The organism is Rufibacter hautae (genome assembly GCF_008271695.1).
GTDB classification, from domain to species: domain Bacteria; phylum Bacteroidota; class Bacteroidia; order Cytophagales; family Hymenobacteraceae; genus Nibribacter; species Nibribacter hautae.
Window position 1 is genome coordinate 275,946 of sequence record NZ_VKKY01000002.1, and the last position, 13,184, is coordinate 289,129.

Genomic DNA, 13,184 nt, shown 5'->3' on the forward strand with positions numbered 1-13,184 from the left:
TAGTTTTATGGAATAGGTAGGTGAGACAAACAAGGAGAAGTTCCTTACCTGAATGGCAGGAGATAACGGTATGAAGCTACTTGGGTGGGGGGATTGCCGCCCAAGCATTGGTCAAAATACGAAAGAACCCCAAAATCTTATGCGCTGGCCTTAGAGTATGTACTATAAGCACCTCCTGGATAATTAGTGTAAATGTGCTGATACACATTGATCGTTTTCTCACCTACTTCTGCATCTGTGTAAGCCTTCTGAGGGAGCCACTGCAGCGCATCAAAAATTAAGGTTTTTACCTGAGCGGTAATTTGCCGGCTTTCCCTCCAGAGTTCAATGCGTAACTTCTCAGCCTTTAACTTAGTCAGAATCTCCTCGGCTACTTTCTTTACTTCCTTCACTTCTGGCTCTTCCAGCTCTTTTCCTGAACGCAAAAGGTCAAAGATGGCCAAAGTTTCCTGGTTCAGGTTTTCTCGAAATGCTCTTGCCTCTTCTTTGCTAAGTTTTTGAATGAAATCGCTGAGGTTATTGAAAGCACTTATAGTATCTTCTATGTTCTTCCCTTTATTATACTCAGCAATAATTTCCTGGTAACGCTCATAGAACTCTAATCTAAGCGGGTTTTCTTTTAGCATCTGTTCCAGCTTTTGCTCTACGGCTCGCTGCAGGTCAAAAACCACCGTGTTTTTGCGGGGTGTCTTTTTAAAGGCTTCCCGAAGCTTATCAAAATCTAGGTTACTTAAATCAACATACGCATCTTGCTCAGCAACTTGGGAAGGGTGCACTAGCACACTGGTATTTACTACCTGTTGTAAATCTCTGATGATGCTAGTGACGTCTGCGGCTTTGGTCTGTTGGTTAAGCTGTTGGTAGATGGCTTCTATGGCATTGAACTGCCGGATGAAAGGCTTTACCTGGTCTTCTGGGTAAAGAGCGTGGTACTTCTTGAAAACATCCCTGGCGATTATCTCAAATTTGGTGCGGGTGGTTTCATTGAGGCATACACAATCAACCGCTTTCTTGATGTTGGCAATCTTTTCCATGGGCTTGGCATCTGCGTTGCTGAGGTTACCCAAACTGAAACCTAACTCACTTAGATAGCCTTTTACCTGCCTGATTGCTTCCTTCAGTTCATCTGCCAGTTGTTCCAGCAGTTCAACTGGCTTTTTATTATCTTCTTTTCCGCCGCCAGTATGCGGCCCACGGCCTTTGTCGCTTTCTCCATAAATGGAGTAGGCCTTTTCTAATTGCTTATAGACATTGCCATAGTCTACAATGAGCCCATTTTCTTTTTCATCATCATATACCCGGTTAGCCCGAGCAATGGTTTGCATGAGGGTATGGCCTTTGATAGGCTTGTCCAGGTAAACAGTAGAGATGGCGGGGGCATCAAACCCAGTGATCCACATGGCACAAACAATGGCCAGCCGGAACGGGTTTTCTTCATCTTTAAATTCCTTCTCCAGATCGCGTTTCACCATTTTTTCACGATGAGGCGCAATCTCAAGCTGCATTTTTTTGAACTTGTCTACCTCATTCTGCTCAGAGCTGACAATGACGCAGACTTCTGTCTCTTCTACTTTTTTAAGTTTACGCAGCAGCGCCTGCTCTTCCTGTTGATCTGTAGCACTAGCAATTTGATTTTTAAGATCTACAATATAGAGCGACCAATGCTTCATGATCAAGTCATACATGCGTACGGCTGTGGGTTTGTCCAAAGCAACCAGCATGGCTTTGCCTTGGTAGCCCCGCTCATTAAAGTGCCATACAAGGTCTTTGGCAATAGAGTCTAGCCTAGCCTCAGCGGTCAGTATCACATAGTCTTTCTGGAAGAGATAGGCCAGTTTTCGTTTCTGGTCTTCATCCAGGTTTTCGTCCTCCAAAATGTCGGCCATTTGGTCGTCTAGCTGCGGATTCTGAATACCTAGTTTTTCGCCCCGGTTCAGATAGCGCAAAGGCAGGGTAGCTCCGTCCTGAATGGCACGTTTAAAATCATAGACAGAAACGTACTCCCCAAAGATGTTTTTGGTCAGCTCTTCTTCTTCTTTAATGATGGGTGTACCGGTAAAACCCAGGTAAGAGGCATTAGGAATACCGTTAAAGCGCATGTTTCGGGCAAAGGTACCTGCTTGAGTGCGGTGTGCTTCATCAGAAATGACGATGATGTTTTTGCGGTCTGTTATCTTGGGGTATTCGCTTTCCGTCTTGGGGTCAATGGAGAACTTATGAATTAGCGAGAACACGTAGCGGTGATTTTGCTTAAGCAATTCACGCAGGTGATCGCGGCTTTTAGCCACCACGTTCTTATCAGAAACGGCCCCGACTCCTGTAAAGGTATCATAGAGCTGCCGTTCCAATTCACTGCGGTCTACCACAATCAGGAAGGTATAGGAGCCGCCGAACTTACGGTGAATCTTCTGACAAATAAACACCATAGAATAGGACTTGCCACTGCCTTGCGTATGCCAGAAAACACCCAGTTTGCCCCGCAGTTCTTCTATGCTCTCAGCCTGGTCAATCACCTTGTTTACCCCAATGTACTGGTGGTTTTTGGCCATAAGCTTCACCAGTTCACCGCCACTATCATCAAAGAGGAGGAAGTTCTCAAAGATATCCATGAACCTGTCAGGTGCGCAGGTGCCGCGCAGCATGGTATCCAAGCTTACCATACCTTCTTCTTCCTCGGTAATCCGTTTCCAGTCCAGGAAGTATTTATAGGGGCTAGTAAGGGTACCTACCTTGGCGTCTGTGCCGTTGCTTAGGATAATGAAAGCATTGCAATGAAACAGGTGCGGAATGGAATCTTTGTAATCTGTAAGATTTGCAGTGAAGGCGTTTCTGAGGTCTGTATGGTGCGCCTTCAGTTCAAAGAAAAGCAGGGGAATGCCGTTTACAAACCCTAATACATCCGGCCGACGGTTGTATAAATCACCAACTACTTCCAGCTGCCTTACTGCCAGAAAATGGTTGTTTTCATACTGCTCGAAATCAAATACCCGCAGTCTTTTCTTTACCAGTTCTCCTTTATTATTGGTAAAGCTTACGGGTACTCCGTCTTTTAGAAGCTCGTATTTATCTTTATTTAACCTGGCCAAGGTTTTATCTGCACTTTTCTGCTCAATCTGCTCCATAGCCTGCCCATAAGCAGCAGCGGGCAGGTCTGGATTCAATAGTTGAAGGCTTGCAAGCAGGTAGCGCCTTAAAATAACCTCAGATTTGTTTTCACGGCCCAGCAACCCGTCTGGTCCAAAAGATTCTTTTTTCCATGCGGTTTTTACTTCCCAGCCCAGTTCTTCCAGAACATCTTGGGTAGCAGCTTCTATCAAACCATCTTCGGAGTATTCGTAGCTCATGTTGGGCTTAGTTTTGGCTGAAGTAATCCTTAAAGTAATTTATCATGTCTTCTCTATGAGATTGGCACAAATCCCAGCTCCATCGCTCATTTTCAAAAATAAGAGCTGACTTCAAGGAGTCAAGTCGGTGGTTTTCGGCTTTAGCGATAAATTCACTTCTTTTAACTGTATAAATCTTATTACTGTATTCAGAATTCATACCGGACGTAAGCAAAACCAAATTACCAAAGTCGTCTAATTTACTATGCTTTGCATCTGGGCTGTCACTAAGCTCCCATACTAAATTTAGATCTAACTCATTCCGGTTTTGTGGTGAGATATGCTCTACTGAGTTTTTAGAGGTTATCCGGAAATCTTCCCAATCTTCTTTTTGGGATTTAGTCAGTTGCTTTTTATCAAAAATAGTATCGCGGAAATACCATAGAATAAAATCCAGCTTGTAAAATACATAGCTAGGGTAATCTGTGCCTTTTTGTGCTTCAAGGCCTAAATACTGTACATCTGCCTTTTTAATTTCGCTGCCAGGTTTTAACAGATTCCAGCTTCTCACTCTTAAAGTCTCATTATTACCGGCACAAAACATGGCATTATCCACGTTTCTTAAGTACCTGTATAATTCCTCAGTGGAGTCGCAGGAACGCATTTTATTTAATAATGGGGTGAGCCAATAGCGGCTAATAGTTTCCTGCGAGTGGTAAAGCATACTTTGCAGCATCATAAATCCGCTATTCTTTTCCGGTTCTCGACGTTGCAACGCCTCTTTGTTGCGGTATAATTTCTCTATGGTAAGTCTTTCATCTCTACCTTGACCAACCCACTTTACAACATGTTTGTCAAATCTCAGGCGAACTTCCCAAAGCAGCTCAATAAATGCTTTTACATCTGTCTCATTCCAATAATTTGTAAAATACTTTTCAAAGATTACAAGCAGCTTCTTCTCATCGATCTCTGCAATTTGCTCTTGTTCAAGATCAGTGTTTTTTTCGAATTGGAATATTCTTAATACATGGAGCAAAAGCATTGGGAAAGAAAGAATACTCCTGTTTTCAGGAGCATCATATACTACATCGTATCCGCTGTTGTCTTCTTTTGTGCCTGAAACAAGGTCTTCGGGGGTTTCCAGAATATCAATTAAATGTTTTGGTGTATTTATAGCTAGATTATTGAGCCTACCAATGATATCCTTAGGTAGACTAACTTCCTCCTCCTCTTCGTTTTCTCTCGTTGAAGTTGTTAGGTCCCGCCATTTTAATTTCGCAATCTCTTTTATGTTTTTCTCCAGGTAATTATCCATTATGGCGCAGGCATCCCAAACCTGTGCATATTTAGTCCGCTCTTCCGAGGATTCTATGTATTTAAGTAACCTGGGCTTAAGAATCTCGTGGTGCTGCAACTGAACGCCTCTGTTATTAGAAACTTCAAAAAGTTTATTCTCATCTGTGTTATGGGGCATAATGGTTACCATTATCCGGAGATTATGCATTAGAAAATCAGAAAAGCTACTTTTCTCTGTTTCTGTAAATGCTTTATCTTTTATAAACCGGTTAATAGTTTCAAGAGCAGACGAAATAGGTTTTAATTCAGCCTTTGCATCTGAGCTGATAGCAGTGATATTTGTGCGGTTTTCAGGATTATTAAAAAATTCGTTAGCAAAATCACGGATACTAAAATTTAAACGTGCTTTAGACTTGCTTTCTTCCCCATAAAAGTTAAAGGCTGTAAGTGAGTGTTTTAACACCGAACCTATCAGCCATAACGTTGTAAACCGTTGCTGCCCATCTATCAAATCAAATTCAACTTGCTTTTTCTTGGGAGTGGTCACAGCTTCTTGATTAGTACGTGCAAGAATTACCCCGCCCAAGTAATAGTGTGGCAACTCGTTTCGAAACGCTTTTTCAAGGTCTTCAAGCAAAGTTTTTATCTGGTCGTCTTTCCAAACGTATAGCCGCTGATAGATAGGAATATTAAACCGCTTATCATCTTTAACAATTTCTGCCAATGTGCTGAAGTGCGAAACAACCGGGTATCCTTTATGCAGATTTAAACTTAGCATTTATCCAATCTTTTTTATTTGTTAATGCGGCTGCTTCTGGCTGTTGATAGTAAGCCACCAGGCTGCTTTTATATTTACCCTGCACCCCATTGCCTTTTACCTCTTTATTGTAGTGGGTATTATCTGTTATGCTTTTTATAAATTCAATTACCTCTTCAGGCAGATAAGCTAGTTCAATTATGTCCAGCAAGTTTTGGCTTTGGTCACGAACAATCCGGATAGGGGTTTGTGCTACAATGCTGCTTTGATTAATCCTGTAAGAACCCAGCAGGTAATCTAGCCACAAACAAAAGCGGTAAAGCTGGTCTTGTCCAAACTTGTCATAATAAAGCAAAGTACATAATTCAAAAAAGTCAGTCAGGTAAGAGCTAAAGCCTGATGCTTTATAAACTTTTGTATAAAAATCATTTACAAGCCAAATTTCAGAATTCTCTTCATGTTGCTTCCTGAAAATAAGACGGTACAGATCGTTATACTTCTGGGTATAAAGGAAAAAACCCATACCTTTTTCTAAAGGTTGACGCAGCGCAAAAGGATAATCTACTGGCTGTGTTTGCAACGCAATGGAAGCCATTCTTACACTTACACCTGAGGTAGCAGAAAACTCCAAGGTATCAGCCAAGCGGTTTTTTGAACTTGGAAACAACGAAATACCACCATCTTTGCGTTTGATCTTAGTATTTTTCTGAAACTCCTTTAAAATTAACTCTTTGTTTTCAAACCCAATCTTTTGTCCTTTCCAACTTCTGCCGCGCCAGATGTACAACCGAAAAAGCCTATCTAGGGCTTGATTCTGGTTTGAGAAGTCCCAATTTCGCGCAGCAATGCGTTGTTTTTCAGTTTCTTCCTGTTCTCCTTTAAGTGCTTTTAGGTGGTAAGATTTTAAAAAATCAACTGCACTTAAGGTTACACCCCTATTATTCTGTGACTCAAAAAAGGTAAAAGCATCATCTTCAGAAGAAGTAATTATAAGGGTAGCAATTAGGTCATCCAGTAACGCTTTTAGTTTTTCTTCAGGAAAGAAGCTTTCAATTTTTCCTATTATAAATCTGTGATTTTTATGAATATTTTCCTGCGACTTTGGTGAATCAAAGTTTAACTCTAAACGATTTTTCAAGGTAGCTATCTGACTACTTTCTTTGTTTATAGCATAATCCAGAATTAGAAGAGTGGTGAGCCGTTGCTGTCCATCAATTATTTCAAGAGCAGTTTCGGTTTTCTGGTGTAATAAAATAGTACCAAAGAAATAATATTCCCCGGCTTTCCTATCGTTGTAAAATTCCTCCAGATCTTTAAACAGGGCTTTTACTTTCTCTTCATCCCAAACGTAAGGACGCTGATAATCTGGAATGCGTAAAATAAATGGTTCTGGTAATGCTAGTAAATCGCTTAAGCTGCATACCCCAATTTCTAATTGGCCGCGGTTATTATGCCCCCTATTTTGCTGCCTGACTTTAGGTATGTCAGCTAAAACTTCCATATATGATTGTTGATTAAGCTAATTCTTCCTCCTCAGCTAATGCAAATTGTTCTTGTCTTGCTCTCTCTATCGAAAGCGTTCCGTTCATTAGGCGTGGTAATAAAATATCACGAGATTCTTTAAGAAGTCGGATTTGTCTTTGAAGATTAAGAATCACTTCAAAATTGCTCTTAACTAGATTATGAAACCTGATTAAAACTTCATCAGTGGGATGAACGGCAATCATTTTTTCAAATTTGCCTTTATTCACATTAGTCATTGTAGCTCCATTACTCCCTAATCCTTCTAAAATGGGCTTTAGCTTTCCGGCTAGACAATAGAAATAATATTGATAGTATTCTTTATAAAAAATGATAGAATTTATTTGCTGGTTTGTTTGGCAAGCTTCTGAAGCCAATGCATATACTCCAGCGCTACCAATACAGCTAACCATCAAACTATTCTTAGGTATAAATTTTTTCTTCTGTGTATCGGCTCCAATTCTAGACAGGGTTTGATTTGTTTCCAAAACATAAGGGAACCCTGCCATGTCTGGAGTCTTTACAAACGGCACTTCACCATGAAAAAAGTCATTATTTGAAGTTGAAGGTGTTTTGCCGGTTTTTATTTCACCAAAGAACCCGAATTCTTTTCCTATCCAACCCTCGGGCAAACCAGTTTCAGCATTTACTTCTAGCTGTTTGCCGTTAATCCTGAATTTCACGAACCATTCCATATAGGTGCGCTGCGCCAGCTCTTCCAACAGCTTTATGCGCTTGAGATTGTTCTCTATTAAATTATCATAACTTGATAAAATAAAACCAATCCTTTTTTGAATAGATAAATCTACTGGAACAATAACTTCAATTGCGCAGAAATTGGATTTACTTACATGGTGTCTTCCTGAGGCAGTACCAGGGTTAGCGCTACTTACTTTAGGTAAATTATATTTTAATAAATAGTAGATGAAATCTTTATCATACAAGGTTTCATCAGGAATAACCACATTTACAGATTGATTTGTAAAGCATGGCCTATCTGCTTGAAACATTTTTTCACCAACTGTTCCAATGGTAACAACACCAGTTGCTCCTTTTGGAATGTATGAGTTCTTGTACTTCTTAAATGCTTTATCTGAATATGTATCTTCCCAAGTAGAGACATATCTTCTGTCAATATCCATATCTGTGGGTTTTATAAATGGATATGGACCACCGTATAGTTCTTTATCAGTGGTTAATGGTGTGTTGCCAGTGATAACCTGACCTAAAGAGCCAATATTTATTACTTTCCAACCTTTCATACCAATTCCTTCAAATTATTTGAAATTGTATTAGATAATACTTTAGCCTCGGCATTCAAGCTGTCTAGCTCTTCTTGAATTTCCAGTAAGCGGCTTTGGTAGTCAAAAGCATCATCAAGTTGTATGGTTACGCCTACGTACCGGCCAGGAGTAAGACTATAGTCATTCTCCTCCACATCCTTTAAGCTTACAATTTTGCAAAGACCGTCTATATCACGATATTGCCCATCTGGGAAGAGGTCAGTGAACCAGGAATTGTCAGCACTTACTTCAGGTTGCTCTCCGCGGTAAAGCTTCATGATAGCCGTAAGCCCTTCCAGTTGTTCCGCGCTAAAATCATTGATAGTGGTAGTCACTTTCCTGAACACATTGCGGGCGTCCAGCATCAGAATCTTGTCTTTGTTTTCAGCACGTTTGCCTTTGTCATAGAACCACACATGACATGGCAGGGAGCGGGTATAAAAAAAGTTGTTCCCTACACCTACAATACAGTCTACCGCACCGGTTTTGATCAGTTCCTGTCGTATTAGTTTCTCGCTGTGTCCAGCATCGGTGGCAGAACTGGCCATGACAAAACCGGCCCGGCCATTTTCATTCAGGTAGCTGTAGAAATACTGTATCCACATGTAGTTGGCATTGTCAGTTTTAGGCACACCGAAAGGTAGCCGTTTGTCAGTCTTCACAAACTCTCTGCCTTTGTCTACCTTGCTCACATTAAATGGCGGGTTAGCCATCACAAAGTCGCATTTGCCTACCAAATGGTGCGGGTCTGAATAGAAGCTGTTGCTTTCTATGATCTTGCCCTCAATGCCATGTATGGCCAAGTTTATTTTAGCCAGTTTGGTGTTGTTGGTTTTTTGCTCAGTGCCATAGCACTTAATGGCTTCGTTTACTTCTTTGTTGGTGTGGCCTTTTACAAAATACCCCGTTTGCACAAACATACCGCCAGAGCCACAAGCAGGGTCATGGATAATGCCGTGATCAGGCTCAATAAAATTCACAATTAGTTGTACAAGGCTAGGTGGGGTAAAGAATTCACCGCCTTCCTGCGCACCGGCTCCTTGCATAGAAAACTTCATCAGGAAGTACTCATAAATTCTTCCAAACACATCTCCAGTGGCTTTCTTTACCGCATCTTTGTTAAACACCCGTACTAGGTCCCGTAACAGGTCGCTTTCAAATTCTTGGTAATTCTTAGGCAGGTTGCCTTCCAAGTCAGGGTATTCGGCTTCAATCAGCTTCATGGCATTATTGATGGCCTCGGCAATGTCTTTGCCTTCTGGCAGATTGGCCAGGTACTCATACTTGGCTTCCTCAGGCAGCATGATTGCCCCCGCAGATAGGTAATCTTCTTTGGTAGCCGCCCGTTTGCCTCGTGGTCCGGCGGGTATGCTGGCTTCTACCACAGGCGTGGCTTCTTCATACTTGTTTTGGGCGAATCGCAAAAGCACCAAACCTAATACCGGGTCTTTGTATTCGGCGGCAGTTAATTTACTATTAGCACGGAGCGCGTCAGCGGCATCCCACAATTCTTTCTCCAATTGACGGATTTGGTCTTGGGTCATTTTAGGAAAATCGATACGTTTTGAAATGGGGTTGTTATTGGAACAGGTACTTAAATATGGTTAAATTAATATTATTAACCAGTTTCCCAGATTTGATTTTTTAGAACTTGCTAAATGCTAATTACTTACTTTTGGGTAATGTGTATATCAATGGCTTGATGTAATATGCGGTAATGCTTGCGGGCTTGTTTTTGGATGGCTGGTTCCTGCATCAATTCACCTGCTCTTTTAAGGTAAGTAAAATAGTTCCCCCGGCTTTTCTTTGGAGACTTTGGGGAGAACTTAACAAATCTATACCTTCCAATATTGTCTTTTTCTAATTTTTGGTAAGATTTACTGGTAACCTTTCTTTTATTGCCATGAAAGCTATAAAGCTTGAATATCCTTTTCTTAAATAGTTCTGCAGCAGCAAATGGGCTTTTTTGTTGCGATTTACGAATGTGGCGGCCAGACCTTTTCACAGCCTCAATCATTCTTCTGTAGAATTTAGCAAGATTTGCTGACTTAACCAGTGTTCTGTGTCCATAGAATTCAAACCCTAAGTAATTTAAGGGCAAACCTGGGTATTCTTCACCTTCAATAATTTTAATACTGGTTACTAGGGAATTATTATCTTTATCAGAGCCACATTTAAAGATAAATTTTTCTGTTTTGTCTTTAGATAGTTCTACTTTGAACCTTTCGAGCATCTCATTTATATATCCTTCTACTCTTTCACAATCCCTCTGTTTGCAAATAATTAGAATATCATCTGAGTACCTTCTATAAAAGCAGCCGCTTTCACTACCTAAATTTTGATAAACTAATTTATCGAATTCTAATAGATATAAATTAGCTAAAACTGCGCTGATAGGCAAGCCTTGTGGAATTCCTCTAAGCTGTTTCTGTACATTCCGGAAAGGGTTTTTATAAACAAGTAATTCTTTGCTTTCTATTTTTTCACGTAACTCTTTTGGCGATTCAAAAAATGCCTGAACTCCTTTGCTCCGTAGCTCAGCTAATTTTTTTTCATCAAAACCTGATTTTCTGCTTTTTTTACAGGGGTAGGCTCGCAGGTCATCAAGTAACACATAAGAAAAATTTGTGGCTGCTTTAAAAACGTTGTAATGATCAGGAGGTAGAGTATTCTTTCCTAATAAGTTATACCAAGCTCTTTTAAGGACCTTATGATCTAGACTGCTGAAGAAGCTTTTCAAATCAAAGGTTAGCACTTGACAATCACCCGTGAAAGCAGTGGCTTTTATCTGCTCAAAGGCTTCATGGGCAAAATGTATTGTACTCTTATTGTATCCCTCCTGATTATGCTCTATTTTTCTATAAGCGGTTATGCATGCTGATAGCCCAGTGGTCTTTGCCAATTCCTGTTCATATTTTTCCTGCAGTATTGATGCGTAGTATCCAAAAATCAAAGCATCTATATGGGTTGCATAATGGAGCGGACGCTTTTTAGCAGTCTGTACAAATTTGTCCTGGTCAGTATCTTTATAGCAATGCTTTCTTGCTGCCTGTCCATTTACCTTGACCTTTTTAAATTTCCGTTCTTTGATTATACAATGTATAAGTGGGAAAAAGGCATGCTTAGAGATGAACCTTGGATTAGTAATTTTTGATTTAATCAGAGCTCCTTCCTCAGATACATTTATTTTTTGTGTCAGGTGTAAATACCCTCTACTTTTTAACCATGTGTCTTTTTTTTCTTGTTGCATCTGATAAAGTTAACCCAAAGGCAAGTGGCGCGGAAAATTTGTATTACAAACATACCCCTAAATAAATAGGGCAAGATCGTTACCCAAGTTCTTGAGTCTCCGCTAATGTGAATTGTATAAAGAAAGTGTTAAACAAACTATATAGAAGAAAGACTATGACAATAATAACCATCCTCCTCAAGCTTGTATCAAGCTTCTTATGTTTCGCTCCTATCATGGGCGCAGAAGAATCCGTATCTTTGGTACCTGTTATTCAGGCAACCATCGAGTTTGTATCCAGCACCGTGAGTTTATTTGAAGCAAACGGAACTAATCCATAGCCTGTTTTCCGTCTGTTGAAAACAGTGGTTCAAGAGGTTGATAACACTTCTCCTCTCAAATCTTTGATCCATCAAACCAAATGTTTATAAATTTTAACCATCGCCCTTGGGTTAACATTACAAATATATTATTATTTGTTAATATTGCTATTGAAGATACGTAATAGTCAAATTGATAAGGTCATGAACAAATTCCCTTTTAGCCTTGGAGACATTGTTGCCATCAAAACTCATCCCTTTATTGAAGGAATGGAGAATGTTTTGATTGGTGGAGATTCTGGACTTCTTTCCCCGCTAATGGTAATAGTAGAAGTTGTGAAGGAAAATGAAGGTATCCGGGATCAAAAAACTGGTCATCAAGTAAGAAGTGAATATAAGTGCCTATGTAAATGGTTTTCACATAAAACTTATTCATTCGAGGAGAAATGGCTTAATGATGAGCAGTTAAAATTAGTCCAAAGGGCTAAGGACATTGTTGATGTAGAAGAGTTATACTATGGTAAGGAGATTACATTTTCAACCCATGCGCTAGAATCTAATAAAAAGAAGATTTCTACCCAATTTGAAGATATTTATTTTAGTGATAACTCGACTAAACATGCCTTGAAAAATAACGTTACGATAAATCCATTGCTTAGCTACCAGCCTCCAGTTATGCAGGTCTGCTGTGTAAAACAGAATGAAATTAAGGAGCCGTTGTTTGATAGGAAAAAGGGACATGAAATAAGGAAAGTTTCTAAGATAGTAGTTAAATGTTTATGGTTTAATGCTTTATTGAATAAATTCTCTGAGGAATTCTTACCAGTAGAATCAATAACAATAATTAATTATACTGCAACTTTAGCAATCAAATTAAAACAAATAAAGGAAGCTATTGAAGAGAATAAATTCCTAAGGTTTAGCCGAAAAGGGAAAAAATCTACAATTGTAAAACCAAAATCATTTATTTATGATGGCGGTTACTATAAGTTGCGGGGATTTGATTATTTTCTTAATAGGTTTGGTACTTTTGAAGTAAATGATCTCCTGAATTTAGAGACATTACATTCTCCATTTGTTGAAAAAGCTCCGAATTTCAATTTGTTATCTTTGGAGACTGATTTAACTGAAGATTTATTTAATAATAAAATTTTTGATTCTATTTTAGATATCATTAATAAAGCGAAAAGCTTAGATCAATATGTAAGGATACATTACAAGAATAGACAAGATAAGTTCTCTACCAGAACTTTAAAAGCTAATAACCTTTATACTAGTTCAAATAGAAAGTTAATTTTTATTGACGCTTTCTGTCAATCCAAAGAAGAAGAAAGAACTTTTAGGGTAGATCGCATTCAGCAAGCAGAAATTTTAAATCTTAAGATATCTGAAGTGGGTACACCTGATGATTTGCAAACAGGCAGTTCCTCACAACCAGTACCTTCTCCGTTATAA

Annotated in this window: 7 protein-coding genes; 1 reads left to right on the forward strand and 6 read right to left on the reverse strand. The window is 39.5% G+C overall.

The window, feature by feature from the left end; all coding sequences use genetic code 11:
* Window positions 1–137 precede the first annotated feature (137 nt).
* The 6 genes from FOA19_RS10175 to FOA19_RS10200 form a co-directional block, all read right to left on the reverse strand.
* A complete protein-coding gene (locus FOA19_RS10175; RefSeq protein ID WP_149090727.1) occupies window positions 138–3,344 on the reverse strand; it encodes a type I restriction endonuclease subunit R in 3,207 nt (1,068 codons plus the stop codon).
* A gap of 7 nt (window positions 3,345–3,351) precedes the next feature.
* Window positions 3,352–5,397, reverse strand: coding sequence for a DUF262 domain-containing protein (locus FOA19_RS10180; RefSeq protein WP_149090728.1), 2,046 nt, complete (start codon window positions 5,395–5,397; stop codon window positions 3,352–3,354).
* Window positions 5,375–6,877 carry a DUF262 domain-containing protein gene (locus tag FOA19_RS10185; RefSeq protein WP_149090729.1) on the reverse strand — a complete coding sequence of 501 codons (1,503 nt, stop codon included), beginning with the start codon at window positions 6,875–6,877 and terminating at the stop codon, window positions 5,375–5,377. The genes FOA19_RS10180 and FOA19_RS10185 overlap by 23 nt, the downstream gene beginning before the upstream one ends.
* A gap of 13 nt (window positions 6,878–6,890) precedes the next feature.
* The gene (locus tag FOA19_RS10190; protein WP_149090730.1) at window positions 6,891–8,159 is read right to left on the reverse strand and encodes a restriction endonuclease subunit S; all 1,269 of its coding nucleotides are present in this window, start codon (window positions 8,157–8,159) and stop codon (window positions 6,891–6,893) included.
* Window positions 8,156–9,724 carry a type I restriction-modification system subunit M gene (locus FOA19_RS10195; RefSeq protein ID WP_149090731.1) on the reverse strand — a complete coding sequence of 523 codons (1,569 nt, stop codon included), beginning with the start codon at window positions 9,722–9,724 and terminating at the stop codon, window positions 8,156–8,158. Before FOA19_RS10195 ends, FOA19_RS10190 begins: the two co-directional genes overlap by 4 nt.
* A gap of 125 nt (window positions 9,725–9,849) precedes the next feature.
* Window positions 9,850–11,430, reverse strand: a complete 1,581-nt coding sequence (locus FOA19_RS10200; RefSeq protein WP_149090732.1) for a reverse transcriptase/maturase family protein — start codon at window positions 11,428–11,430, stop codon at window positions 9,850–9,852.
* Between the two features lie 503 nt (window positions 11,431–11,933).
* Between FOA19_RS10200 and FOA19_RS10205 the strand changes: the two genes are divergently transcribed.
* A complete protein-coding gene (locus FOA19_RS10205; protein ID WP_149090733.1) occupies window positions 11,934–13,184 on the forward strand; it encodes a WYL domain-containing protein in 1,251 nt (416 codons plus the stop codon).

Excerpts from the sequence above, each read along its gene's own strand:
- FOA19_RS10175 (WP_149090727.1), bottom strand. The coding sequence starts at position 3,344 with ATGAGCTACGAATACTCCGAAGATGGTTTGATAGAAGCTGCTACCCAA.
- FOA19_RS10190 (WP_149090730.1), bottom strand. The coding sequence starts at position 8,159 with ATGAAAGGTTGGAAAGTAATAAATATTGGCTCTTTAGGTCAGGTTATC.
- FOA19_RS10180 (WP_149090728.1), bottom strand. The coding sequence starts at position 5,397 with ATGCTAAGTTTAAATCTGCATAAAGGATACCCGGTTGTTTCGCACTTC.
- FOA19_RS10200 (WP_149090732.1), bottom strand. The coding sequence starts at position 11,430 with ATGCAACAAGAAAAAAAAGACACATGGTTAAAAAGTAGAGGGTATTTA.
- FOA19_RS10195 (WP_149090731.1), bottom strand. The coding sequence starts at position 9,724 with ATGACCCAAGACCAAATCCGTCAATTGGAGAAAGAATTGTGGGATGCC.
- FOA19_RS10185 (WP_149090729.1), bottom strand. The coding sequence starts at position 6,877 with ATGGAAGTTTTAGCTGACATACCTAAAGTCAGGCAGCAAAATAGGGGG.
- FOA19_RS10205 (WP_149090733.1), top strand. The coding sequence starts at position 11,934 with ATGAACAAATTCCCTTTTAGCCTTGGAGACATTGTTGCCATCAAAACT.